The 23,483-nt window shown below is 56.4% G+C and carries 25 protein-coding genes and 1 pseudogene; 15 read left to right on the forward strand and 11 right to left on the reverse strand.

Features of this window, described 5'->3' with window-relative positions; genetic code table 11:
- On the reverse strand, positions 1-390 hold a 390-nt coding region (locus ACR0P8_RS02665; protein ID WP_432623406.1), incomplete at its 3' end, for an SDR family NAD(P)-dependent oxidoreductase.
- Between the two features lie 107 nt (positions 391-497).
- Entirely contained in the window at positions 498-1,751 is a 1,254-nt protein-coding gene (locus ACR0P8_RS02670) for an ABC transporter permease (protein WP_432623408.1), read from the reverse strand.
- A 215-nt stretch (positions 1,752-1,966) separates the two neighbouring features.
- Here ACR0P8_RS02670 and ACR0P8_RS02675 point away from each other — a divergent pair, with 215 nt between their 5' ends.
- A complete protein-coding gene (locus tag ACR0P8_RS02675) occupies positions 1,967-2,638 on the forward strand; it encodes a TetR/AcrR family transcriptional regulator (protein ID WP_432623476.1) in 672 nt (223 codons plus the stop codon).
- A gap of 25 nt (positions 2,639-2,663) precedes the next feature.
- Here the strand turns inward: ACR0P8_RS02675 and ACR0P8_RS02680 are convergent, their stop codons facing one another.
- The 3 genes from ACR0P8_RS02680 to ACR0P8_RS02690 all read right to left on the reverse strand — a co-directional run bounded on the left by ACR0P8_RS02680 (position 2,664) and on the right by ACR0P8_RS02690 (position 5,518).
- On the reverse strand, positions 2,664-3,452 hold the full coding sequence (locus ACR0P8_RS02680) for an ABC transporter permease (RefSeq protein WP_432623410.1): 789 nt from the start codon (positions 3,450-3,452) through the stop codon (positions 2,664-2,666).
- Entirely contained in the window at positions 3,449-4,234 is a 786-nt protein-coding gene (locus tag ACR0P8_RS02685) for an ABC transporter ATP-binding protein (RefSeq protein WP_432623412.1), read from the reverse strand. The genes ACR0P8_RS02680 and ACR0P8_RS02685 overlap by 4 nt, the downstream gene beginning before the upstream one ends.
- 78 nt (positions 4,235-4,312) lie before the next feature.
- Positions 4,313-5,518, reverse strand: coding sequence for an ROK family protein (locus tag ACR0P8_RS02690; RefSeq protein WP_432623414.1), 1,206 nt, complete (start codon positions 5,516-5,518; stop codon positions 4,313-4,315).
- 179 nt (positions 5,519-5,697) lie between these two features.
- On the opposite strand from ACR0P8_RS02690, the gene ACR0P8_RS02695 reads away from it, so the two are divergent.
- The 11 genes and pseudogenes from ACR0P8_RS02695 to ACR0P8_RS02745 all read left to right on the forward strand — a co-directional run bounded on the left by ACR0P8_RS02695 (position 5,698) and on the right by ACR0P8_RS02745 (position 14,216).
- On the forward strand, positions 5,698-6,390 hold the full coding sequence (locus ACR0P8_RS02695; RefSeq protein ID WP_432623416.1) for a nucleoside/nucleotide kinase family protein: 693 nt from the start codon (positions 5,698-5,700) through the stop codon (positions 6,388-6,390).
- A gap of 22 nt (positions 6,391-6,412) precedes the next feature.
- Complete coding sequence (locus ACR0P8_RS02700; protein ID WP_432623418.1) at positions 6,413-7,675, forward strand: MFS transporter; 1,263 nt, start codon at positions 6,413-6,415, stop codon at positions 7,673-7,675.
- 127 nt (positions 7,676-7,802) lie between these two features.
- A pseudogene (locus ACR0P8_RS02705) lies at positions 7,803-8,156 on the forward strand (nuclease-related domain-containing protein); the annotation flags it as partial.
- A gap of 128 nt (positions 8,157-8,284) precedes the next feature.
- Entirely contained in the window at positions 8,285-8,773 is a 489-nt protein-coding gene (locus ACR0P8_RS02710) for a nucleotidyltransferase domain-containing protein (protein WP_432623420.1), read from the forward strand.
- 8 nt (positions 8,774-8,781) lie between these two features.
- On the forward strand, positions 8,782-9,174 hold the full coding sequence (locus tag ACR0P8_RS02715) for a HepT-like ribonuclease domain-containing protein (protein WP_432623422.1): 393 nt from the start codon (positions 8,782-8,784) through the stop codon (positions 9,172-9,174).
- Positions 9,175-9,607: 433 nt separating this feature from the next.
- Entirely contained in the window at positions 9,608-10,606 is a 999-nt protein-coding gene (locus ACR0P8_RS02720; RefSeq protein ID WP_432623424.1) for an alcohol dehydrogenase catalytic domain-containing protein, read from the forward strand.
- On the forward strand, positions 10,603-11,103 hold the full coding sequence (locus ACR0P8_RS02725; protein ID WP_432623426.1) for a MarR family winged helix-turn-helix transcriptional regulator: 501 nt from the start codon (positions 10,603-10,605) through the stop codon (positions 11,101-11,103). Before ACR0P8_RS02720 ends, ACR0P8_RS02725 begins: the two co-directional genes overlap by 4 nt.
- Entirely contained in the window at positions 11,096-11,854 is a 759-nt protein-coding gene (locus tag ACR0P8_RS02730) for an ABC transporter ATP-binding protein (RefSeq protein WP_432623428.1), read from the forward strand. The genes ACR0P8_RS02725 and ACR0P8_RS02730 overlap by 8 nt, the downstream gene beginning before the upstream one ends.
- Positions 11,851-12,519 (forward strand): ABC transporter permease, encoded by a 669-nt coding sequence (locus ACR0P8_RS02735; protein WP_432623430.1) that lies wholly within the window; start codon positions 11,851-11,853, stop codon positions 12,517-12,519. The genes ACR0P8_RS02730 and ACR0P8_RS02735 overlap by 4 nt, the downstream gene beginning before the upstream one ends.
- Positions 12,512-13,177, forward strand: a complete 666-nt coding sequence (locus tag ACR0P8_RS02740) for an ABC transporter permease (RefSeq protein ID WP_432623432.1) — start codon at positions 12,512-12,514, stop codon at positions 13,175-13,177. Before ACR0P8_RS02735 ends, ACR0P8_RS02740 begins: the two co-directional genes overlap by 8 nt.
- 106 nt (positions 13,178-13,283) lie before the next feature.
- Positions 13,284-14,216, forward strand: coding sequence for an ABC transporter substrate-binding protein (locus ACR0P8_RS02745; protein WP_432623434.1), 933 nt, complete (start codon positions 13,284-13,286; stop codon positions 14,214-14,216).
- 242 nt (positions 14,217-14,458) lie between these two features.
- Here the strand turns inward: ACR0P8_RS02745 and ACR0P8_RS02750 are convergent, their stop codons facing one another.
- Together ACR0P8_RS02750 and ACR0P8_RS02755 are read right to left on the reverse strand one after the other, a co-directional pair.
- Positions 14,459-15,163 carry a hypothetical protein gene (locus ACR0P8_RS02750; protein ID WP_432623436.1) on the reverse strand — a complete coding sequence of 235 codons (705 nt, stop codon included), beginning with the start codon at positions 15,161-15,163 and terminating at the stop codon, positions 14,459-14,461.
- A gap of 829 nt (positions 15,164-15,992) precedes the next feature.
- Positions 15,993-16,316, reverse strand: a complete 324-nt coding sequence (locus ACR0P8_RS02755) for a nucleotide pyrophosphohydrolase (protein ID WP_432623438.1) — start codon at positions 16,314-16,316, stop codon at positions 15,993-15,995.
- Between the two features lie 57 nt (positions 16,317-16,373).
- Between ACR0P8_RS02755 and ACR0P8_RS02760 the strand changes: the two genes are divergently transcribed.
- The 3 genes from ACR0P8_RS02760 (at position 16,374) to ACR0P8_RS02770 (ending at position 21,362) form a co-directional block, all read left to right on the forward strand.
- Positions 16,374-18,479, forward strand: a complete 2,106-nt coding sequence (locus ACR0P8_RS02760; protein ID WP_432623440.1) for a DNA/RNA helicase domain-containing protein — start codon at positions 16,374-16,376, stop codon at positions 18,477-18,479.
- 145 nt (positions 18,480-18,624) lie between these two features.
- On the forward strand, positions 18,625-21,090 hold the full coding sequence (locus tag ACR0P8_RS02765) for a GmrSD restriction endonuclease domain-containing protein (protein ID WP_432623442.1): 2,466 nt from the start codon (positions 18,625-18,627) through the stop codon (positions 21,088-21,090).
- Between the two features lie 74 nt (positions 21,091-21,164).
- Entirely contained in the window at positions 21,165-21,362 is a 198-nt protein-coding gene (locus ACR0P8_RS02770) for a hypothetical protein (RefSeq protein ID WP_432623444.1), read from the forward strand.
- Positions 21,363-21,373: 11 nt separating this feature from the next.
- On the opposite strand, the gene ACR0P8_RS02775 is transcribed toward ACR0P8_RS02770, so the two are convergent.
- The 4 genes from ACR0P8_RS02775 to ACR0P8_RS02790 form a co-directional block, all read right to left on the reverse strand.
- The gene (locus ACR0P8_RS02775) at positions 21,374-21,655 is read right to left on the reverse strand and encodes a type II toxin-antitoxin system RelE/ParE family toxin (protein ID WP_432623446.1); all 282 of its coding nucleotides are present in this window, start codon (positions 21,653-21,655) and stop codon (positions 21,374-21,376) included.
- The gene (locus ACR0P8_RS02780) at positions 21,648-21,908 is read right to left on the reverse strand and encodes a type II toxin-antitoxin system RelB/DinJ family antitoxin (protein ID WP_432623448.1); all 261 of its coding nucleotides are present in this window, start codon (positions 21,906-21,908) and stop codon (positions 21,648-21,650) included. Before ACR0P8_RS02780 ends, ACR0P8_RS02775 begins: the two co-directional genes overlap by 8 nt.
- 140 nt (positions 21,909-22,048) lie before the next feature.
- A complete protein-coding gene (locus ACR0P8_RS02785) occupies positions 22,049-22,411 on the reverse strand; it encodes a VOC family protein (protein WP_169079387.1) in 363 nt (120 codons plus the stop codon).
- Positions 22,412-22,607: 196 nt separating this feature from the next.
- Entirely contained in the window at positions 22,608-23,345 is a 738-nt protein-coding gene (locus ACR0P8_RS02790) for an alpha/beta hydrolase (protein ID WP_432623451.1), read from the reverse strand.
- Positions 23,346-23,483 lie beyond the last annotated feature (138 nt).

Consider the following 23,483-nt stretch of genomic DNA (forward strand, 5'->3'; position numbering starts at 1 on the left):
ATCCTGCTCGCCGCAGGCCTTCAACGTCGCCACGCTCCACAGAATCATACCCTTGAGACCCTTCAGGCACTTGTCCACGTCGGCCGCGACATAGCCGGTCGGCACCTTGAACGAGGGCTGGCCGGCATTGTTGATCAGCAGATCGATATGGCCAAGCTTCGCGATCTCGGCGATGGAGTCGTTCACGAAGGTCTCGTCGGAAACGTCGCCGACGAACGCGCGATAGCTGTCGGCACCAAACCTGTCGGCAAGCTCGGCCTGGCGTTCGGCGTTGAAGTCGATGCCGGCCACCAGCCAGCCCTTGCCGATGAGCTGGCGTGCCAGCTCGTAGCCCAGACCCAGAGCGCTTCCGGTGACGATCGCGATGTGCTTTCCTTCGGCTGTTGCCATGTTTGGCTCCTTTGCTCACTTGTCGGATGTCGTCTCGCGTGACGTTTCCTCGAAACGTTTGACGTTCGATTTCATCATATTCCCACAGCCGTCGGCTGCATGTCGCTTCATCCGCGCGCCGGTGTCTTTCTGCCGCAGTGCACGGCCATGCCGATGCCGGCGGCGACCAGACCGATTACGGCACACACCGCAAGCGGGGCCAATGTGGAGTTGAACGCGCCCTGGCCGAGGAAAACGATGGATCGAATGCCGTCCGCGATATAGCGTGCCGGCGTCCACGGGTAGATCCAATCCTGCCAGAATGCCGGCAGCGCCTCGAACGCGGTGTACCCCGTGCTCATCGTGAACATGACGGTCAGCATCGCAAGTGCAGCCAACGGCAGGACGATGGTGGCCATGCCAAGCACCAGCAGCATCAGGCAGAAGCTGCAGATCCACAGATACGGCAGCACTGCGCCGGTCGGGATGGTCATGCCGCCCACAACGGTGATCAGGAAGCAGGTCGCGCCGGCCACGCACAGCGACAGGACGGCCGCATAGCATGCCTGAACGCCCACAGTGATCAGACGTTCCTTACGGGAGGCGTTCTTGCGTGGCTTGGTCAGCAGATACATGATGAGCGTGCAGACGGCGGACATCAAAACGGTTGGCGCCACGGTGAGCTGGGCCAGCATGGCCGCGCCGGATGCGTTTCCCAGATCATAGTCGTGCACGGCCGAGGTCTTGACGTTCACTCCAGCCTGTTTCAGCGTGGAGGTGATCGAGGCGGTAATGTTCTGGGTGACGGTCGGGTTCTTTGCGCTGTTGGTGATGATGGTGATGACCGGCATGTCCTTTGTGGTGGTCGTGGACTGCGCCAGCGCGGAGGGAGATGGGGCTGCCGTGGATGTGCCGTTCTGGGCCGTGGCATTCGGAGCGACGCCCTGTGCCTGGGCTTGGGCTTGTGCCTTCATCTTGGCTTCCATCTGCGCCTGCACCTGCTTGGCGATGGCCTGCGTCTGGGCCTGCTTCGCGGCGACCTGCTTGGCGGTGAAGTCCTTGGAGATGACGACCGCGGCATAGTAGTCGTTGTCGTCCATGGCCTTGTCGAGTGCGTTCCTTGTCTTGAATTCGGTCCATGCGATCGGGGAGTCGCCATCGCTCGCGGATGTTGCCGAGGTGATCTTCTGCACCATCGTCTTGCCGGCGTTCACCGTTCCGGCGGCTGTCTTGGCACCATTGTCGAGCGAGAGGATGGCGAACGGGATGTTCTTCGGGGTTGCGTGCAGCATGGGGTAGAACATGCAGCTCCAGAGCGTCAGGAGCACGCAGATCACACCGAGCGGCGCGAGGACTTTCGGGTTTTTCAGTTGCTTGGGCATATGACTGCCTTTCGTATGGGTCGTATGAATGCCGGGAACGCCCGGCTGCCAAGCAAGGAATCTATTCATGTGCATTGCATGCCACAATGGACATATTGGCATAAAGCGTTGCTTAATACACAGAATGTATATTATTGTGGAGAAATTCTTGGAATTCTCACATTCGGTGTCGGTGTCGCATCGAATGAGGAAAGCTGGAGGACGTCGTGAAGGAAATGACTGACAGGTCGAACAGCGGGTATGCGGATGCGACCGTGACGAGCGGAAGATTCACAGGCAGGAAGGATCTGCGTGTGCTGAAGACCGACAGGTTGATCCGCGAATCGTTCATCACGTTGCTCGGGGAGAAGTCCTATGAGCGCGTCACTGTGCAGGACATCCTCGACCATGCGATGATCAACCGCAAGACCTTCTACAACCATTACCGAGACAAGGACGATCTGGCGGTGCGGATGATGGACGGCCTTGCGGACCAGCTCATTGCCGGCGCGGAACGGTTCCGGCAGGATCCCACGCAGGAGCACTTCACGATGCTGTGCAATGCATTGCTTGGTCGCAGGAACGAAGTGCTGGCATTGTGGGAGGTGCATACTTCGGTCGGGGGATTCAGGGACAGGCTGTTCGATCTGCTGGTCGGCTTCTACAAGCGTCTTGCCATGCCGACGGGGCAGGACCCGGCGGACACGGAGCGCCAGGCCGTGATCTATTTCAATCTTGCCACGGCGCAGATGCATATGGTCCTGCAGTCGGGCGGCGAATTCACCGTTCCCGAACTCATGCGGGACGTGCAGGCGGTGTTCCGCGTGCTGCAGTCGCAGACGCGCCTCTTCGAAATGACGGTGCCCGCTGCCCAAACGGCAACGGGCACCGAGGAAAGGCCGGAATAACGGTCGGCGGACGGCGGCTATATCGTCACTTCGCGATCGGCTGATACTGGTCGAGCGAGGTGAAGCACTTGCGATACGCCATCGCCATGATGATGCTGTCGGTCAGCAGCGTGAGCGCCGCAATGGACGCCAATACCATGAACTGGTATTTCGCCGCATCGATCGGATCGCCGCCCGCGATGATCCGACCGGCCATCATGCCCGGCACCGTCACGATGCCTGCCGACGCCAACGACGCGGTGGTCGGCATCAAGCCCAGACGGATCGACGACACCATGCTCGAACGTGCCGCCTCCCACGCGGTGGCATCCAACGCCAGCAGCGTATCGACCTCGTCGCGGCGCTCGCGCATGCTTTCGAAGAAACGGCTCAATCCCACGGCAGTCGCGGACACGGTGTTGCCCAGCAGCATGCCGGTCAGCGGTACCACCAGCTGCGGCGCATACCAAGGGTGCGGGCGGATCACCAGTTCGGTGACCAGCGATATCATGATGAGCATGGTGAGCACCAGACTCAGCAGTACCGGGCCGGCGAGTCCTTTCGGCACGCCCTTGGCGCGGGAGAGCGTGATCTGCACCGCCGCGATGAGCATGAACGCGATGAGCAGCAGCATGAACCACGGGTTGCCGGAATGGATGACGAAGGCCATGATGAAGCCCATTGCACACAATTGCAGCAGCGCACGGCAGGCCGACCACAAGAGCGTCTTGCCGATGCCCATACGCATCAGGCCGGAGATACCGGCCGCCACGGCCACCATCGCCAGCGCGACGAGCAAGCCCCAGATGTCGATCGAATAGTAGTTGCCGCTCATGCTTGTGCCTCCTGGGCGTTGTACCGGTCGTTCCCCTGGCCGGTCATGTACATTTCGGTGAGCGTGCCGCCGTCCAATGTGATGATCCGCGAGGCTCGGCCGTCCGGCGGTCGGTGCCTGATGCGGATGATGGTCATGCCGCGGGCCGCGGATTGCGCCATGATGGCCGCGACCTTGTCCGCGTTCTCGTCATCGAGTCCGGCGTCCACCTCGTCGGCCAGCAGCACCTTGGGATCGGTGAGCAGCGTGCGCGCAAGGCTCACACGTGCCGCCTGGCCGCCGGACAGATCGTGCGGGGCGCGATCGAGGTCGATGTCCTCGCAACCGATGCTGTCGAGCGTGACGCGGATGCGCTCATCGGGGAGCATCGTTCTTGCCTGGGCGTCGGGGGACTGGCGGGAGAACAGGCGACGCAGGCGGGAGGAACGGTTCGCGCCAGCATCCGTATTGCGGATGCGCAGCGTCCACGGTAGACGGATTGCCTCGGCCACGGTGGAACCGGTGAGCAGGGCCTTCTGCGGCAGATACGCCACTTGGCTGCGCCACTGCTGCGGCGTGAACTCGTCTGCCGCGCAGCCTTCAAGCTTCATGGAGCCACGCGCATGCGGATTCAGCTGGGCGAACGCGGTGAGCAGACTGCTTTTGCCCGAACCGGACGGGCCGACAAGATCGACGATCTCGCCACGTTCGACGGCGAACGACAATCCCTCGAATATCGTCTTGAACGAATCGGCTTCCGGCACCTTGCACGACATATCGGAAGACTCGAATACATACTGCATGGGCTCCACCATACTCGCCTGCGGTGCGGCAAAAGGGGCAACCTACACCGGCCGGGTCCACAATGGCGACGAAGGCGATCAGCTGCGAAAAATACCATTGGCGAGCGTTGCATTACCTAGTATCTTGTCGGCTGCCGCATACGATAGTCCGATGACGCCGGCCCGACTGTCATCGGGGCATACCTCGATGTGCAGGTTCTTGGTGGCGAGAGGTTGGGCCCTGCCCCAGACGCGTTCGCGGATGCCGGATATGAAGAGCTCCCCGCATTGGGACAGCTCGCCTCCGATCACAACGTGCGAGGGATTGAGCAGATTGATGGCCGCGGAGATTACGTCGCCGATGAGTCTTCCCGCCCTCCTGACATGCTGCACGGCTTCAAGGTCACCTTGTTGAACGAGGGAGACCACGTCGGCCAAGGTGCTGACATCGCGGTCAAGCGCTTTGAGGCTTTGGATGATGGCCCAACCTCCAGCCGAGGCCTCGACGCAGCCGATGTTCCCACAACGGCATGGGCTGTCCGCTCCGGTCTGCCCGAATACGTGGATATGCCCGATATCGCCGGCTCCACCGAACGCGCCATGCAGGATTTCGCCGTGCGAGATGATACCTGCGCCGAGTCCCATGCCCGCGTGGATATAAATCAGGTCGCTGATCTGCCGTTCGCTGTGGTCCGCCAGCTTGCGTGCCTTGTAGAGCGCACGGATGTTCGCATCGTTTTCGACGAAGACGGGCACGCGGTAGCGGGTATTGAAGAAGCCGGGGAGATCGAGACGTTCCCAGTGGCGCATTACTGGTGCTTCGATGATTTGCCCAGTCGGTTCCTCGACTCGTGTGGTCACTGCAATGGAGACCGAGCACGGAGTGCCGTGCTCGGTCTCGGCAAGCAGTCCGTCGCTTATCTCACACAGCTCCGGCAAAACGGTGTGGGGGTCATGTTCTGCGCCACGGGGAATTTCGCGTGAGGTGAGGATTTTGCCGTCAAGAGTGCATAGTGCGATTGTGGTGTACGCTGTGGCGATGTCGATGCAAATGATGCATGCGACATCCGGGTTGAACGCGAACCCCTTTGCCGGGCGGCCTCCGGTGGAATTGTCCATTTGCAGGGGAGTGGCGAGTCCGATGTCGGTAAGTCGTTCGAGCCGTTTGTTCACCGTAGGGCGGGCCCACCCGGTGGATTCAGCGATGCTCGCCCTTGTCTGTGCCCCGTGGTGCCTCAGGAGGTTGAGCAGGACTATGGTCCCCTCATCCATTGGGATTGGTGTGCTGTCTTCGTTGCTGGTCATAGATTCAGTATAAAACCGAACGCCTTATTTGCCGAATATGTAAGTATACTAACGCAACACGCCTTAGTTTTGTATAATAATATACATAAGTATATGATACTTAAGTACAAAACAGCTCGTAAGAAAGAACTTGACGAGTACAATCCCCAAAACCGCAAATACAACAAAGGAGTTCAACGATGGTGGATATCATTAAGGGAGTCGAGGAGGCAAAGCGCAGAGTGGCCGGTCTGCTGGAACGCAACGAGCGCGTCATTCTCGGCATCGTGGGAGCGCCCGGCGCGGGCAAGTCCACGCTTGCGCAGATTCTCGCCGAATCGTTCGCCAACGGCGTGCCCGCCGAATACACCTCGTCGGGCAAGGCCATCGAGGGCGAGGATTTCTCCGCATGGGTTCCCATGGACGGCTACCATCTGGCGGGCGTGGAGCTTCGCCGTCTGGGGAGGCTCGACCGCAAGGGGGCCATCGACACGTTCGACGCACGTGGCTACCGTTCCCTGCTGTTCCGCATTCTCGACGGCGAGGATGGCGTCATCTACGCCCCGATGTTCGAACGCGATCTTGAGCAGCCGCTGGCCGGTGCGATTCCGGTGTTCCCCTGGACCCGCCTGGTGGTGACGGAGGGCAACTACCTGCTTGACGGCACCGATGCGTGGAAGGGCGTGCGCGCCGCGATGAGCGAGGTCTGGTATGTGGATGTCGACGACGATCTGCGTCGCGAACGTCTGATCGAACGGCACATCCAGTTCGGTAAGGAGCCGGATTACGCACGCCAGTGGGTCATGAACGTCGATGAGGTCAATGCGAAGCGTATCGCCGAGCACAAGGACCAGGCAGACGCGTTTGTTGAAGTCGAAACGTTGGATTTGTGAGCGGATAAGCGGATAGGAGCGGATGATGAGTGCTGCAAACGAGAAAACTGTAGGACAAAACGAAAACGTCGGAAGTGCCAGGAGCGTTGGAAGCGGGCGTCTCAAGACGTTGATTCCGGTCATGGCCACGTTCTTCGTCATGGGTTTTGTCGACCTGATCGGCACGGCCACGAACTATGTCAAGGTCGAGTTCTCCCTGACCGATTCGATAGCGAACCTGTTCACCGTCATGGTGTTTTTCTGGTTCCTTATTTTCTCGGTGCCGACAAGCATGCTGATGAACCGCATCGGCCGGCGGAACACGGTGCTGCTGTCCATTGTGGTCACGGTCGGGGCGATGGTTTTGCCGGTCCTGGCATATGTCGCCTGCCCCGGTGGCTCCACCCAGCGGCTGGTGCTGATCGTCGCCTCGTTCGCGTTGCTCGGCATCGGCAACACGCTGATGCAGGTATCGCTGAACCCGCTGCTGACGCTCTTCGTCAAAGGTGATGGTCTCGCCTCCACGTTGACGGCCGGACAGTTCATCAAGACCTTCGCTTCGGTGTTCGGCCCCATCATCGCGGGCTGGGGCATGTCCCGTTTCGGTTCGTGGTGGCTGCTGTACGCCATCTATGCCGTGGTGGGCGTTCTGGTCGGTGCACTGCTGTTCTTTGACAAGATCGAGGAAGAGCCGGCGCGCAGCGGGAAAACCGGAATCGTGGAATGCTTCAAGCTGCTGGGCAACCGTGCCGTACTGCTATGCTTCATCGGCATTATCTGCCATGTCGGCATCGATGTGTGCGTGAACGCGCAGTCGCCCCGCATCCTTATGGAGCACACCAATGTGCCGCTGACCGTTGCAGCCGGTGCCGCCTCCGTGTTCTTCGCGTTCCGTCTGATCGGATGCTTCACCGGCAGCCTGGTGCTTTCGCGAATCAGCAATCGTATGGGTCTGCTGATCTGCGGTGGCCTGATGGTGGTCGCCTCGCTTGGTTTGGCGGCGTTCTCCCTGGTCTCCTCGAATCCTCCCCAGTGGCTGTTCTATGTATGCGTTGCCGCGATCGGCTTCGGCAACTCCAACGTGTTCTCCCTGTTCCTGTCGAACGCGCTGCTTGATCAGCCCGACCGCCAGAACGAGGTCTCCGGCCTGATGATGATGGGTCTGATCGGCGGTGCCATCCTGCCGTCGATCATGGGCGTCGCCTCCGACGCCATGGGCCAGTTCGGCGGTGTGCTCGTCGTGCTCGCCGCAGCCGTCTACGTACTGGTCATCGCCATCTTCCACAAGGCCATCGAATCCAAGTAACGATTCCCGGGTCATATCACAATACTGTCTGTCGGCTTGCCGTCATATCTTCTGAGGCAAGTCGGCAGACGGTATTGTACGAATCTGCTCTTAGTTCACTCGTTGCGTCCCCGCTGGTGATTCTAAATATCCGGAATGGTTCTCGTATCTTGGTAAAGGCAAAAGAAAGATCCACTCGCCTTTGCGGCAGAATTACGGTCATATTCAATGTCTGAAGAAATTGCTGGGATTGGATGATTCGGCTTTCATCTCCATCGTCTGCTTTTCGAATCACACCAAATTCAAGGTGAAGACGCATTCCGACCGCGAATTCGTGGTGCATACGGACGATCTGAAGTCCGTGGTCCTCGACCATCCGCTATGCATGGGACTCGATATGAATGCCGTGGCGAGCAAGCTGGAGGAGTTGAATATCACGGACAAGGCCACTCGCCGAGAGCATATACGCATTTTGCAGGCCGCGCATTCCGGGGAAAACTGAGACTCAATCGGAAGCTTGCGGAGATATACGAAAGAGCAGACCGATTTCTTGGAGATGTCATCCAACGTTCCACTCAAAACGCTTTGCACTGTAATTAGCTTGTAAGCTAATATGTTGGCATGGGAATAATGCACGAGCTTAATGAAAAGCGCAAACGATTGGGCTTCTCGCAAAAAAATGTGGCTGAATCCATGGGCGTGACCGATCCCGTATTGTCGCGTGCGGTGAGAGGAAACCCGACACAGGCTTTTATCCAGCGTTATGAGAATGCGCTTGATGCGATTTCACGGGCCACTACACCGCAGCGGATAGCGGACATTGCTCGTCCTATCGCGCTGCGACACCATGTCAATGAACTGTATCTATTCGGTTCCATGGCCCGCGGCGAGGGACGCGCGGATTCGGATATCGATTTCATCTACAAGTTTGATGACACGGCCAATCCGATGATTGATGAGTGGGCTTTGCGCGATGACCTCGCATCGACTTTTGGCCGGGATATTGACTTGGTGAAAAAGCAATACATCACCACTGAATTGCAGGATAGGCTGGCTGAAATGCAGCGTGTGCTATTCGTCAATTCCATCACCTCCAAGCCGATGTTCCGTATTATCTGAGTTGTGCTATGGAAACGACAGAAAAAGATGTCCTGCATATCGTCGCGATAGTTCGTGCGCTTCATGATGCGCAACGATTCCTAGGAGAGTTGAGCTCTGAGGAATTCGCTGAGAATGATGAGAAGCAGAATGCCGTGGCTATGGCAATTGCCAGAGCGGGGGAGCATGTCAAGAAGCTTTCGAAGGAATTCCGCGAGTCAGAATCCGGTGTTCCATGGCGTGGCGTGAGCGGTATGCGCGATTGGATTGCCCATGATTATGACGGGCTTGATTTTGATCGCTTGTATTATGCCGTAACCCACGAGATACCGCAGGTGTTGACGACTCTGCAGCCATATGTGGAGCAACAGGCGCAGGTGCGGCTTACGAAGAAGGATCCTTTCGATGTGCCACGAATCTGAGCGGCGGCTTCGGATTTCGCTCATGATTCATTGATGAGGATGATTGCGGATGCCGAAGAACGGAGTTGATGACTGAAGGGCGCACAGAACGTTACCAGTAACGTGAGCTGGGGATGTCTCTCAAAATCCAAGATGTGCTTCCAGCTCACGGCGTGATTCCCTCGGTCTATTTCTTACCTCGTCCGAATTTGGGCAGCTTGATTTCCGGGAGCTGCTTCAACCCGTTGGCAATGCCTTTGCCGAGCTCCGCACTCTATACGCTATGCCGGCCCTGCATCCTGAGCGCCTTTGGTGATGGCATGGCGGATGGCTTTTTGCCTGCTTCGTGCGATACGTTGGTTTAAATAGTACAAGTCTTGTACTATAAATTGGTACAAGACTTGTACTGAATGGCCGGGCTAACCATTCATCCGACGATTGATAGGAAGAATCCATGGCTGAAAGCATGATGGCAGCGGTGTTGCGCAAACCGGGAGGACCAGAGGCGCTGGAGCTTACCGCCGTACCGAAACCCCATGCCAAGCCTGGTTGGAGCGTGGTGAAGGTGAAGGGCTTCGGCATTAACCATTCGGAGATCTTCACCAGGCAAGGGCTTTCCCCCTCGGTGCAGTTGCCTCGTATACCTGGCATCGAATGTGTCGGGTTGGTCGAACAAACCAGTGACGAAGAGCGCCTGCCCATGGGACAGACAGTCGTCTCCATGATGGGCGGCATAGGACGCGAATTCGATGGCGGGTACGCGCAGTACGCGCTATTGCCTAACGCGCAGATCCATCCGGTGCGCACCGATTTGTTCTGGGCGGATCTTGCTGCCGTGCCAGAGACGTATTACACGGCGTATCAGTCGATGCTTACGTTGGACATCCAAGCCGGGGACGTGGTTCTGGTACGGGCGGGCGCGAGCGGCGTTGGCGTGGCGTTCTGCCGGCTGGTCAAGGCGCGCTTTCCCGATTCAAGACTCGTTGCATCCACGAGGCATATGGACAAGGCCGGTCGACTTATGAGTGTGGGGTTCGACCGCGTGATCCATGACGAGGACGGGCATCTCGACATCGGTGCGGACGAACGGTTCGACAAAGTGCTGGAATTGGTGGGGCCCGCCACTCTGCGCGATTCCATTGCGCATACACGGCAAACGGGTACGGTATGCAGCACGGGCCAACTCGGCGGACAGTGGACCCTAGACGATTTCGACCCAATTATGGATCTGAGGCGGCAAGTGCGGCTCACCGGCTGCTATTCGGGGGATGTGGATGGCAAATCGGTGCAGGACATGTTCTCCTACATCGAACGCTGGCAAGTCCCAGTTGCTCCAGAACGGGTATTCAACCTTGCTCACATACAGCAAGCGCACGAATACGTGGAGCATGAACAAGGCTTTGGAAAAGCAGTGGTTCTCACCAATATCAGCGACAAAGGAGCGGCATCATGACACAGCAGCGAGTGGACGCGTCGAGCGACTACGAACTGGAACACCCCCAGGAGGCGAACGCCTCGCATGAGGTCATCAGGGCGTTCAACGACCAGATGGCGGTCCATGAGCATTACGCGCGCAGCAAGGGTCTGCACGGCAAGGCGTTGGACATCTTGCTGTGGATGTATTACGCGGACGCTCCGATCACGCAACGGTTCATCTGCTCGCGCACATATGCGACCAAGCAGGTGGTGAACATGACGCTCAAAGGCTGGCGCAACAACGGCTGGGTCGAGGAAGTCGAGCACACGGGCGGAGACGGCAGAGAGCGTCGGCTCCGTCTCACCGAGGAAGGGCGGCGCATGGCCAAGGAAATCCTCGACCCGTTGCGCAACGCGGAGATCAGCGCAATCAATGTTATCGATCCGGAGATGCGCCAGGTCTTTGCCGCGATGAGCACGGCATACGTGAAAGCGCTGAAACAGGAGCTCCATATAGGAAAAGACAATGATTGAGTTTGAACATGTGCACAAGACCTATGCGGATGGAACCGTCGCCATAGAGAACCTGACGTTGAGCGTCGAAACAGGGGAGTTCATGGTGTTCGTCGGCCCGTCCGGTTGCGGCAAAACCACGATGCTCCGGTTGATTAACCGCATGGAGGAGACGACCGAGGGACAGGTGCGTGTCGAGGGAAAAGACGTCATGAGCCTGAACCCAATCGCATTGCGCCGTTCCATCGGCTATGTTATCCAAGGTGGCGGCCTGCTGCCTCACCGCACCGTTGTCGACAACATCGCCACAACGCCTCTTCTCAACGGCATGTCACGTCGCCAGGCGAGGGCCAAAGCCTTGGAACTGATGCCGGTCGTCGGCCTCGACCAGTCGCTGGCCAGACGGTATCCATCCCAGCTTTCCGGCGGCCAGGCGCAACGTGTCGGCGTAGCACGGGCCTTGGCGGCCGGCGCTCGCACGCTGCTGATGGACGAGCCTTTCTCCGCCATCGATCCGGTGGTGCGGCGTGACCTTCAGCGTGAGATTAAGCGGATTCAGCGCGATACTAGCGCCACGGTGGTCTTCGTGACCCATGACATCAACGAGGCGCTGCTGCTCGCCGACCGTCTTGCCGTGATCGGGCCCCACGGGCGCATCGAGCAGCTTGACACGCCTGACCGGGTGCTTTCCGCTCCTGCAAACGCCTGGGTCCGCGATTTCATCGAAGCGGGACACCCGCAGATCCACGCCGGAACGGAGACGGGCGAATGAACTGGCTGATGCAGAACGTGGACCGCATCGCCATGCTGGCGGGGCGGCAGGCCGCGTACAGCCTAATGCCGATAGCAGTGGGATTGTTGCTTTCCGTACCGCTCGGACGGCTGTTCAACGTGACGGGACGTATGCGCTCCATATTGATTGCGCTCTGTGGAGCGTTGTATGCGATTCCATCCCTGCCGCTGCTGATGCTGCTCCCTTCCCTGCTTGGCACCAAAATCCTCAGTCCGGTGAATCTTGAGGTCGCGTTGACCATCTATGCCGTCGCGTTGCTGGCGCAATCCTGCGCCAATGCTCTTGCGTCGGTCGATCCGGAGCTGATCGACGCGGCGGCCGCCATTGGATACGGGCGCATGCGTCGTTTCCTGGACGTGGAATTGCCTCAGGCGGGTCCCGTGATTCTCGCAGGTCTGCGTGTGGTGTCGGCGAGCTCGATCAGCCTGATTACCGTGGGCTCCCTCACCGGTGTGGAATCGCTGGGTTCCCTGTTTCTCGAAGGGTATCAACGTGACTTTCCGTTGGAAATCATCACTGGCATCATCGCGACGCTGGCCATCGCTTTGGTCTACGATCGTGCGCTCGTCTGGTTGGGCGATCTGCTGATGCCGTGGAGACGCGCCGAGCGTCGTGCATCGACGAGGGAGGAAAACGATGAATGACGCTTATCTGGGCATGCTGTCATGGCTTGCGGATCCGGCGCAATGGTCCGGTCCCACATCCATTCCTGCGCGAACCGGCATCTATCTCGCGCAATGCGCGGCCACACTGGTACTGGCTAGTGCGGTGGCGCTGCCGGTCGGTTTATGGATTGGCCACACCGGGCGATGCCGCGCCTTCGTCGTGCCGCTGACCAGCGCCATGCGATCCCTGCCCACCCTCGGCATGCTGCTGCTGATATCCCTATGGCTGGGAATCGGTTTGAAAGCCCCGCTGCTGGCATTGTCGCTGCTCGCCATCCCACCGATTCTCTCCGGAGCCTACTCAGGAATCGAATCGGTCGACCCCCAACTTGCGCACGCCGCGCGATCCGTCGGATTCACCGAATGGCAGGTGCTGATTCATGTGGAGATCCCCTTGGGGCTACCGGTGATCGTCTCCGGATTGAGAGCGGCGAGCGTGCAGATTCTCGCCACTTGGACGGTCGCTGCCTATCTGCCCATCGAAGGCCTAGGACGCTATCTCATCGACGGATTGGCGATGCAGGACTATGCGATGATGCTTGCGGGTTCGGCCATCATCATATTCCTCGAAATCATCATCAATGCGATGCTCGGACTCGCCGAGCGCTTGGCGATCAAGGCAACGCATCGGCGCTAAGCGTCGGCTGGAGTCGTTCGGCACTGTTCGGCACCGTTAGGCCCACAGCCGGTGAACATGGAATCCGACCTACATATATCCGTACAAATGCAAGGAGAACAACACAATGAACTTTCATCATAATCGTATGGCTTCGGCCATCGCCGGCATCGCCTGCCTGTCGCTGGTATTGGCTGGCTGCGGCTCATCCGACCCATTCTCGACGACCGACGATTCTGCCAAGAAACAGAGCCAAAACGGAACGGTCGTCATCGGCTCAGCGGACTTCGCGGAAAGCGAGATCATCGCTAACATCTATGCCGGCGCTCTGAAGCATGCGGGAATCGATGCGGAGGTGAAGGCAAGAATCGGCTCCAGGGAAGTGTATATGAAGGCGCTTGAAGACGGCTCCATTGACATGATGCCTGAATACACCGGCAACCTGCTGCAATACCTTGACAAGAACGCCACCTCAAGCGAGGAGAACGAGGTCTATGAGAATCTGCGCAAAGCGCTGCCTGACAATCTCGAGCTGCTCAACAAAGCCGAGGCCCAGGATTCCGACGGCTTCTACATCACCAAGCAAACCGCGCAGGACAAGGGCATCGTCTCCATCAGCGATCTGAGCAAACTCGGCGGACGGCTTACCGTCGCGGCCCCTCCCGAATTCGCGCAGCGCCCCTATGGCACCACTGGCCTTCGCAAGATCTACGGTCTTGACGTGACGCTGCTGCCCGTAAGCGACGGCGGCGGTCAGACCACGGTGAACACGTTGCTCGATGGCAAGGCGCAGTTCGTCAAACTGGACTCCACCTCGCCCATGATCAAAGCCAACGATCTGACGCAGCTCAAGGATGACAAGCACATGATTCCGGCGCAGAATGTCGTGCCGGTCATCGCCGCCAGCAAGAACACGGACACCATCGCGCGAGCCATCAACGAAGTGCAGTCAAAGCTCACCACCCAGGTGCTGATGACGTTGAACGCGCAGAGCACCAACGACAAACGTTCGGCGGATGACATCGCACAGAATTGGCTGGCCGGGGAAGGTCTGAACTAAGGTCATCCTGATTTTGGAACTTAAGCGGCGTTGAGATGCATGGTTGGAACACCGCGCACCTCAACGCCGTGTTGTATATGGTTCATATGGATACGCATACAGCCAACTCGCCGACATTGTCCTGCTTGGCGAGTTGGCTTGCCTCCGGTCCTTTTGGTCGGGAGATCGACTTGGTGAAAAACAATGCATCACCACGATTTGTTCAACTCGACTTCTTAGATATCAGAGGATGTGCGGGGCTGCTATTGCATCCATCGCAACCTTCCATCCGAGGCTACGCTACAGGTAAGAATTGATGTGGATCTGTCGGAGAAGGCCGTAGCCCCTTGCTCCGAACAGAAAGCGCCGCCATGTGCCAGCTCTTCGTCAGGTGTGTTCGCCCGGTCCCGTGCTTTCTTCGCTGCGTAGGATTCTGTCGTAATTAATGGCAGATTATTGTCATCTCCGTCTTTGACCTCCAGAATATAGTACTCGGCATAAGCTCCGTAGACTCCATTCAATGTGTAGTCGCAGGCCCTGTAATCCGCCGAATGGAGCTTGTCCATTGCTGAATCAAGTTGTTCACCTGCAGCAACGATATTAGAAATGGTTCGACTCTTGTTCTCATGGACGGTAAGGTTCACCGTTGTGTTCGTATATTCTTTCGATTGACCTGAAGGATCCTGCGAGGTGACGTGGTAGTTTTCGGAAGTTAAATCGACAGGCGTTTTATTCTCTCCGAAGTAATCGGTGGAGAAAGCTGCAATATTTTCGAATTTGGCATCTTTAAGCGTTTTGACGGCTTGCTGCAATGGCACCCCGGTCGCTGTGGGTACTTCCTTGTACTCCACTTGACTCGACGATTGGGATTGGTCTGTATCCGTTGAATCCAACTCACTACAAGCAGTGACTCCGTTTGTCGCAAGCGCAATTGCAATCACACCTATGAAAAAGGTCTTGGCTTTCATTGTTCTCTCCCTTGAGAAAAAAGAGGCCCATCGCATTTCAGGACGTAAACGTAGCCTTGGGCGGGCATTGATATAGAGGACTGTACATTCTTTGTCGATTGAACATGCCGCACGAATAATGAAGTATGTAATCAAAACGCTGAGTGCGTGAAAGTGCGCGAACCCGGCCGACTGATGTGCCGACTCGGCTTCTGACATCTAACGTCTGCCTGTTCATGGCGGGATGATGACGCGATTATGACGCGATTATGACGGGATTGCGACGCGATTCGGATCCTGATGACGCGATTGCAGCTTGCTTATTTCCTGATTTCATACCTCATTGGGCGTTTTACCACCAAAGGGGTTCCTTGAGCGCATCGTTGATTTTCCTTGTCGATTGAACATGCCGCATGAATGACGAAGTATGTTATAAGACGCTGGGTGCGCGCAAATGCGCGCAATTGCGCGAGCGTGCCTTGGACTGATTTGCTTACTTGAGCGTAGGCTCTATCTGCCGGAACCCTCGCGCTCGCGAAGAAAACAAGTCCGAGGATTCGTTTAATAAGCCGTATCTCCTATGGAATTTGAGTCGGTCTCCCAAGCCACTGGCTGTTAAATGTTATTACCAAGCTTCACTTCCAATTACGTCTGGTGCTTGGCGCCTGTCAGTATTACCGGAATGGGAATTTCTTGGCGGTGATACGTACTCGTCATTATCTATCGCATGCAGTCGGCTTGGGATCCTGATGACGGGATATGACGCGATTTAGATTCTGATGACGCGATTGAAAGTTGATGTTCCATGACGTGGTGCTGATTATCCAATCGGCATACTCTCCATGCGAGGCTAGTCTGCCTTTTTGCTGCTGCCCCGCGAGGTTTCGATTGGATATCTTCGTGCGTTTTTACCAAGCTTGTCAAGGATGATTTCGTCGAGATCAAATCCATATTTGTCGGAAAGCATAATGCAGTAGATAAGTACATCCGCAATTTCCTCATGGACATGTTCCAAATTGCCATCGCGTAGCTCATCGCTCCATTGGAAACATTCTAAGAGCTCGGCAGCCTCGATATTAATGGATTTGGCAAGATTGGCTGGTGTGTGAAACTGGTCCCAATCACGGTCAGTCACAAACCGGCGAATTGCATTGATAGTTGAATCGGAAATCATAATCACAAGTGTATGTTGAGCCTGCTGAAATTTTTTCCGTGGGAGCATAATAGATGTATGACGAAGAACGCGCTTCCCAAACCGATTATCATACATCTGCCATATCAGAGCATCGAGAGCGGAGCCGAAATCGAGAAAGCCTTATCGGAGAGCTTCGGCGATGTACCGCTGTCGATTGTCGAACGAAGCACGTTGCATTACCTTTTTGACTATCCCACGGTATATGTGGTTCATTCGGAGAAGAGGAATAAGGATACCGGCTGTTTCGAGTACACGGTATATGTGGGCGAAACGAACAATATTCACAATCGGACCATGCAGCATTTGCGAAACGATACGAAAATACGTGATGACTGGAAAGAATTCCATAAGCGTCTGCAGAAAAATCCACGTTCGGTGTGGCAGTATGTTATTGGTAATGCGCATTTCAATAAGTCATTGACCTTGGATGTGGAAAACAGGCTGATGCATTACCTTCTGGGCTCCGATTCGGTAAAGACCTTGAATAATCGTCGTACGAATGCCCAAGGTGACTATTACACACAGGATGAATTTGAGCAGATTTTCTCGGATATCTGGTTGGAGCTGAATCATCAGGATCCGGAATTGTTTCCTGCGGAGGAGATTATTCGCGACTCAGCTTTGTTCAAGGCGTCACCGTTCCATCAGCTCAGTGAGGATCAGCTTGTTGCGGAAGAATCGATTATGAGCGTATTGTCCGATGTTCTTTCTGACACAGATAACGCGGATACATCACGATTGATTTTCTTACAGGGGGCTGCTGGTACTGGGAAAACGGTACTGCTTAGCCATCTGTTTTACAGGATTGTCACGGAGATGAATGTTGACGGGTATCTTGATGAGGAGGATGAAGATAGCCTGGAAAATGGTTTGGTGCAGGCAACAGGCAAGAGTAAGCGCAGGAAGGCCTATATTCTGGTCAACCATGAGCAGCAGGTGCATGTCTATAATCAGATTGCAACCAAGCTGGGACTGCAAAAAGGTAACGATGGAATAGCATTTAAGCCATCCCAGTTCATCAATCAGTTTAGTGAAAAGGCAGGTAATCGGGGTATCCCGGATAGGCCACGAGGTAAAGCCGATGTCGTGCTCGTTGACGAGGCTCACTTGTTGCTCACGCAGGGCAATCAAGGGTATTCCGGGAAGAACATGCTCCATGATTTGCTTCGTCGTGCAAAAGTGGTCATCGCGGTATTCGACCCGAACCAGATTCTACAGACCTCGCAACGGTGGGACGAGAAAGAACTGCGTAAACTTTTTCCGCAGAAAGAGCGCGTTGGCATACGAGATGGGCAGTTGGAACAATTCATGCCATTGGATATGTGGGGTGAACGCTACCTATTGAGTCATGTACGTCTGACTAAACAATTCCGAATTGCGGCGGATGAGGCGACGATACGGTGGATAGACGATTTTGCGGACGGCAAGAGTATCGGGTCAATTCCCAAAGACCTTGGGGAAAAAGATCGGCAGACAGGTAAATACATTCGTGACCCATTTGAAATAAAGGTTTTCGACTCACCAGTCGAGCTGTTCAAAGCGATTAAGGAGAAGGCTTATCTGAAGGCTGCAGGTGCTGATGGATGCGGTCTTTCCCGAGTGGTTGCCACCTATGACTGGAGATACAACGGAAACAAAACCAACGATTCTAGCCCTGACGGATTATGGAATGTGGAAATGCATCGTGATGGACAAGGAATATGGCATATGGGTGCGGCTCCGGGTGTTCAACGCGGATACGACGCATCGAATCCAGATGGGGATCCCGATTACTTTTGCCATCCGTGGAACTATGAAATCAAGGTAAATGAGAAGGCGCTTTCTTCCAATGAAGTTTGGGCCGAGAGCCCGCATACGCTTAACGAAGTGGGATCGACATTCTCCATTCAAGGATTTGATTTGAACTATGTGGGTGTCATCATCGGGCCGTCAGTCATGTACCGTCATGGCGAAATCGTCTTCAACGAGAAGGGCAGCTGTAATAGGAATGCGAAGGCCAAAAGGAACGGCTTGATTAGTTATGCGGAATCCAACCTGTGTAACGAGCTGAACGTTCTGCTCAAACGAGGCGTGCATGGATTATATTTGTTTGCTGTTGATTCTGAGTTGCAGGCTGCTCTTAAGAAAGCTGCCGGCAATTAAGCAATAGCTGCAGGAAGATTGCTCTGATGCTATCCAGAGCGCTGTTTATGTGAGGGTTCGCATTGTGCGTCTGTGGTAGATAATTTCTATTTTTGTTTCTTGGCATGTAATAGATAAGTTCAAAGGCGAGGAAAGAGGAAACACTATGGACGCTGGCAAGAAAATCCTGCTGGACTTATTCACCGGTTCGCTTCGGTTCGTCGTGCCGGTGTACCAGCGTAGATACTCATGGGGCGAGGCCCAATGCCGACAATTGTGGTACGACATCGTAACAGCCGGCAGACACCCTGATAGAACGCATTTCACCGGGTCGATCGTATGGATGCAGGAAGGCGGCATCGGCCCGGACGGTGTTAGCCAATGCCAACTCATCGACGGCCAGCAGCGTCTCACCTCAGTGACCCTGCTGCTTATCGCTCTTGCCGAATACGCCCGTGAACATTCCGGGAGCCTGAGTTTCTCCGCAGACATGATCATCGACCGTGGCTATCTTATCGACAAGTACGCGAATGGTGAGAACCGTTACAAATTGACGCTTTCCGGCGACGACCGGGAGGCGCTGCGCGGCATGTGCGACCATGTGGCAGCCCTCGACCGTCCGAATCACGCTGAAACGGATTCCAGTCTGAAGGCGAATCTTGACCTGTTCCGCTCACTTGTCGCCGCCATCGATGACGCGAACGTGGTATGGAACGGATTGCAGCGCCTTGAAGTCGTGTCCGTCACCTTGGACCAGGGGCATGACGAACCGCAACTGGTATTCGAATCGATGAATTCCACCGGACTTGATCTTGAGACGTCCGACCTGGTGCGCAACTACATGCTCATGGGATGCCCCATGGCCGAACAGAAAACCCTATATGCCGACTATTGGCTGCCCATGGAACGCATTCTCGGCAATCTCTCATTCGACGCCTTCCTGCACGACTGGATGGTGGTCACGCTGAAGAGGCCCGTGTCCAAAGGCCGCGCCATGTATTCGGAATTCAAGCGTTTCGCAGCCGACAGCTCCATGCCGCGTATGGAGCGCACGCGCGGCCTCCTAGAGAACATGCTGGAATATGCCGGATACTATGCTGTCATCAAAGGCATTGCGGCCTCCGGCAGTGGCGATGCGAACGTGGATCGCCGTCTCGAATCGATTCAAAACCTGGACAGTTCGGTTACGGATTCGCTGCTTCTGTACATGTTCGCGGCATGGAAGCACAATCGCGTAAGCCGTGACGGACTGCTGCGCATGCTTGCGGATCTCGAATCGTATCTGTTCCGCCGAATGGTCTGCTCGGTATCCAGCAACGGATTGAACAAGCTTGTCCCGTCGCTCATCGCTAGACTCGACTCGGCCGAAGACGATCTGGTTGAGACCTTCGCCGCGCTGCTGCTCACCGAAACCGCCAAAGCCACACGCATGCCCACGGACGAGGAATTCAGGCAGGCTCTGTTTGGCGAGGATCTGTACCGTCCGACATCACGATGCAAGTATCTGCTTGCCGGATTGGAGAACCACAACCATCCCAAGGATCCAAGATCCTTCAACGGGTACACCATCGAACACATCATGCCGCAGAACGCTATGGCACATACCGAATGGCGTAGCATGCTCGGCGACCCCGACCGGTTCCCGCTGCTGGTGAACAGCCTGGGCAACTTGACATTGACCGCATACAATTCGGAACTTTCCGACGGAACATTCGAACAGAAGAAAAGCCGTGCGATCGGCGGATACGACAGCGAGTACCTGTCCATTTCCGCCGAGCTGCACGACGCTACACAGTGGGATGAGCACGCGATCGCGCAGCGCGGTGCCCGACTTGCCGATCTCGCATTGCAGGTGTGGGCGAGCCCTGCAGCGGGGGAGCGGACCATGCAGGCTCTGCGCAATCGGAACGTGAGCCAGGGTGAGCGCGAGCGGAACGCTATTGATTTCGCCGGCCTGTGCAGCCGAGGAATCCTTTCCGCCGGTGATGTGTTGGAAAGCCGGTATGCCGGTGTAACCGCCACTGCGACCGTAACCGCCGACCACTGTATCCGGTTGTCCAATGGTGAGCTGTTCGACAGTCCATCCGGCGCATTCCGCCGCGCCAGAATGCTCGAAACCGGCGAGGACAAGCAAATCAACGGATGGGTTGTGTGGAAACTTGCAGACGGAAGAACATTGAACGAGCTGCGGCAAGCTGCCGGTAATCCCGCATGGCGGCGCGATTTATGGAACGAGATGTACAACTATGCCGCAACACGAGCCGATTTTGTCGCCGTATATGGCGACCTGTCCGATCGCAAGCCAAACAGCGCCACGTGGGCGAGCTTCGGAGTCGGTTCCAACTTCTGTCACCCGGACGGGAGTCTGAATATCCGAGGCGGCTATATTACGGTCGACCTGTATTTCACCGACACGTTCCAGTACTCGAAGCTCTACGGCATGAAGGATTCCGTTGAACGGATACTGTCGGGTTCGGGCGAGGTGATGTGGGACGAACCGGATGCCGACAAGAAGAACCGGCATCTATGGGTGCGGCATGATGTGGATTTTTCCGGCGACATGACGGACGCCTACCAGTGGATGACGGACGGACTGCTCGCCATGCGCAACGTGTACGATCTGCTCGTCTGATTGCTTTGACCGTTCCGACCACTGTGCGTTCAACGCTTTATACAATGAACGTAGTCATCCGAAAAGAGGCCGTCATGAAATACGGAATGCGAAAACCCAGCTGGAAGAAAAGCCTGTCCGCGCGTACGAAGGGCCGTGCCACCCGCGCGGTCAAGCGGGCGTTGATTCCCGGCTACGGCAAGAAGGGCATGGGATGGCTGCACCCCAAGCGCAAGCTGTACAACACAATCTACAAGAAGGCCACGTTCAGCCTATTCGACCTGTTCAAGTAGTCAAGGACATACTAGAACAAGTCGTCGTGCGATCCGGTTCGTGTGAGCACGAGCTGTAGCTCTTGCTTTTCCACGCGGTAAATAACGAGCCAGTCGCCCTCGATGTGGATTTCGCGGTATCTCTTCCAGTTCCCTGTCAGTTGATGATCGCGGTATTTTGCGCTGAGCAGCTGTCTGTCTTGAGCCATGAGCGTGTCGATGGCTTGTCTAAGCTTGTCGGGGTCGTAATGCTTTTTAAGCAGAGCTTTGAAATCTTTTTTGAATTGTGTTGTGCGAAAAACCGATTTAAGCATCCAACAGATCCTTCATCAACGCATCCGTGCTGGTGAAGGATTCCCCGTCATGGTTTTCCGCTTGACGGCGTGCTTCGACGTTGATGGGGTTCTCCCTGGTGATTTTGAAAGGCATACCGTTCTCGCGGATTGATTGGCGCAGGAAAATGTTGATCGCCGTCGATAGATCCATTCCCATATCGGCATACAGTTCCTTCGCCTCCCGTTTAATTGTCGGGTCGGTGCGGAAACTAATCGTCGCAGTGTCACTCATAGTCGCTCCTAATCATATGAACGTATCAATTACAAGCAATTGTAATGCGAATGTCATGATGTTGTCTATACAACAGATCCCGCCATACGGGCATTGCGTATGGCGGGATCTGTTTTTTATCGCTGTATAGCTGTCGGCGCTCAGACGAGCATGGCCTCGATGTTGTTGCCTTCCGGATCGTGCACGAAGGCGGCGTAGTAGGTCGGGCCGTAGTTCGGACGCGGGCCGGGCTGGCCGTTGTCGGTGCCGCCGTTGGCGAGGCCGGCCTCGTAGAACGCCTTCACGGCATCATTGTCGGCGGCCTGGAACGCCACGTGGATCGGCGCGACGGCGTCGCCCTCGGCGGCGGTGCTCACCCACACGGCGGAACCATCCTCGGCCACGAAAGCCTGAACACCCGGGAAAGCCGGGCCCTTGCCGTATCCGAGCGGCGCCAGAGCGGCCTCGTAGAACGCCTCTTCCTTCTCGAAATCCTTCACCTTGACGGTCACATGATTAATCATGCCATGTCCTTTCGTAGCAGGTGGCCCGTGCAGGCCCTTCACCACAGCATCGTAGGACGGAACAACGCTCGGCGGAAGAACGCACAACAAAGTGCCTTGGTTACCTCAAGGAAACCTTTGCGCGATTCCGCCGCTCAACGTGGGGCAGCGCACCTGAATAGTATTCGTGCGGCGTGTCGTTTGGCGTGCCGGCGGCTCAGAGCGAGTCGGCCACGAACTGTCGGATGAGGGCGACGGTTTTGTTGCGTTGCGCGGCGGGGGAGATGGTCGCGGTGCCATCACCCTGCTGCACGCCGTAACTGCCGAACTGCGCATGGTTGGCGCCGGGAATCGTCCTCTCGTAATACTTCTTCGGCATGCGGCCGCGCGACTCCTCCACTTTCCTGCGGTTGAGCACGCCGTCCCTGCTGCCGTACGCGGACAGCACGCGCAGCTTCGTGCCGCTCAGGTCGACGGGCGAATAGGCGGCGAGCAGGATGAGGCCGTCCCAATCGTTCGCATGGTTGCCGACGTATTGCGCGGCCATCGCGCCACCCAGCGAATGGCCTCCTATATACCAATGCTCGTACGAGTATCCGGCGATGTCGCCGCGTACCACATTGGCGCGGTTGATGCCGAGGATTGCGAGATTGGCGGGCATCTTCATCAGGAAGCAATCGATTCCAGAGGCGGCGGTCTCCTGCATGAGCGGCGCATACGCGCTCGGCTCGACCTTCGCGCCCGGATAGAACACCATAGCCGTCGATGAGCCCGGACCGTCGAACATCCATCCATTCTCGATCTCGGTGATCTTCACCGTGGCGTTGGAAGAGATCGCGTCATCGACGCCGACCGCGTGATGGTAGTCGTTGACGTAGTACACGCAGTATCCCGCGACGACTAGGACGACCGCCACGATCGCGGCGAGAATACGATGGAATGTGCGCTGTCCCATGAGGCCTCCGAACCCTAAAAACACTCTTTCCCAACTGTAGCCGGTTTTTCTCTCCGACAGTGTCGCCGAAATCCATCTCGATATGTGGTCAGTCAATCGATTGATGTTGCATACAAAACAGCAAATAGGGGTTTTAAA

The organism is Bifidobacterium sp. (assembly GCF_050874245.1).
GTDB lineage: Bacteria > Actinomycetota > Actinomycetes > Actinomycetales > Bifidobacteriaceae > Bifidobacterium.

What these genes read in the sequence shown, in the direction of transcription:
- ACR0P8_RS02675 (WP_432623476.1), top strand. Translation starts at nt 1,967, where the DNA reads ATGACTGACAGGTCGAACAGCGGGTATGCGGATGCGACCGTGACGAGC.
- ACR0P8_RS02750 (WP_432623436.1), bottom strand. Translation starts at nt 15,163, where the DNA reads ATGAAAGCCAAGACCTTTTTCATAGGTGTGATTGCAATTGCGCTTGCG.
- ACR0P8_RS02785 (WP_169079387.1), bottom strand. Translation starts at nt 22,411, where the DNA reads ATGATTAATCATGTGACCGTCAAGGTGAAGGATTTCGAGAAGGAAGAG.
- ACR0P8_RS02730 (WP_432623428.1), top strand. Translation starts at nt 11,096, where the DNA reads ATGATTGAGTTTGAACATGTGCACAAGACCTATGCGGATGGAACCGTC.
- ACR0P8_RS02720 (WP_432623424.1), top strand. Translation starts at nt 9,608, where the DNA reads ATGGCTGAAAGCATGATGGCAGCGGTGTTGCGCAAACCGGGAGGACCA.
- ACR0P8_RS02710 (WP_432623420.1), top strand. Translation starts at nt 8,285, where the DNA reads ATGCACGAGCTTAATGAAAAGCGCAAACGATTGGGCTTCTCGCAAAAA.
- ACR0P8_RS02780 (WP_432623448.1), bottom strand. Translation starts at nt 21,908, where the DNA reads ATGAGTGACACTGCGACGATTAGTTTCCGCACCGACCCGACAATTAAA.
- ACR0P8_RS02715 (WP_432623422.1), top strand. Translation starts at nt 8,782, where the DNA reads ATGGAAACGACAGAAAAAGATGTCCTGCATATCGTCGCGATAGTTCGT.
- ACR0P8_RS02740 (WP_432623432.1), top strand. Translation starts at nt 12,512, where the DNA reads ATGAATGACGCTTATCTGGGCATGCTGTCATGGCTTGCGGATCCGGCG.
- ACR0P8_RS02775 (WP_432623446.1), bottom strand. Translation starts at nt 21,655, where the DNA reads ATGCTTAAATCGGTTTTTCGCACAACACAATTCAAAAAAGATTTCAAA.
- ACR0P8_RS02700 (WP_432623418.1), top strand. Translation starts at nt 6,413, where the DNA reads ATGATGAGTGCTGCAAACGAGAAAACTGTAGGACAAAACGAAAACGTC.
- ACR0P8_RS02685 (WP_432623412.1), bottom strand. Translation starts at nt 4,234, where the DNA reads ATGCAGTATGTATTCGAGTCTTCCGATATGTCGTGCAAGGTGCCGGAA.
- ACR0P8_RS02760 (WP_432623440.1), top strand. Translation starts at nt 16,374, where the DNA reads ATGACGAAGAACGCGCTTCCCAAACCGATTATCATACATCTGCCATAT.
- ACR0P8_RS02790 (WP_432623451.1), bottom strand. Translation starts at nt 23,345, where the DNA reads ATGGGACAGCGCACATTCCATCGTATTCTCGCCGCGATCGTGGCGGTC.
- ACR0P8_RS02690 (WP_432623414.1), bottom strand. Translation starts at nt 5,518, where the DNA reads ATGACCAGCAACGAAGACAGCACACCAATCCCAATGGATGAGGGGACC.
- ACR0P8_RS02755 (WP_432623438.1), bottom strand. Translation starts at nt 16,316, where the DNA reads ATGATTTCCGATTCAACTATCAATGCAATTCGCCGGTTTGTGACTGAC.
- ACR0P8_RS02765 (WP_432623442.1), top strand. Translation starts at nt 18,625, where the DNA reads ATGGACGCTGGCAAGAAAATCCTGCTGGACTTATTCACCGGTTCGCTT.
- ACR0P8_RS02680 (WP_432623410.1), bottom strand. Translation starts at nt 3,452, where the DNA reads ATGAGCGGCAACTACTATTCGATCGACATCTGGGGCTTGCTCGTCGCG.
- ACR0P8_RS02735 (WP_432623430.1), top strand. Translation starts at nt 11,851, where the DNA reads ATGAACTGGCTGATGCAGAACGTGGACCGCATCGCCATGCTGGCGGGG.
- ACR0P8_RS02725 (WP_432623426.1), top strand. Translation starts at nt 10,603, where the DNA reads ATGACACAGCAGCGAGTGGACGCGTCGAGCGACTACGAACTGGAACAC.
- ACR0P8_RS02745 (WP_432623434.1), top strand. Translation starts at nt 13,284, where the DNA reads ATGAACTTTCATCATAATCGTATGGCTTCGGCCATCGCCGGCATCGCC.
- ACR0P8_RS02770 (WP_432623444.1), top strand. Translation starts at nt 21,165, where the DNA reads ATGAAATACGGAATGCGAAAACCCAGCTGGAAGAAAAGCCTGTCCGCG.
- ACR0P8_RS02670 (WP_432623408.1), bottom strand. Translation starts at nt 1,751, where the DNA reads ATGCCCAAGCAACTGAAAAACCCGAAAGTCCTCGCGCCGCTCGGTGTG.
- ACR0P8_RS02695 (WP_432623416.1), top strand. Translation starts at nt 5,698, where the DNA reads ATGGTGGATATCATTAAGGGAGTCGAGGAGGCAAAGCGCAGAGTGGCC.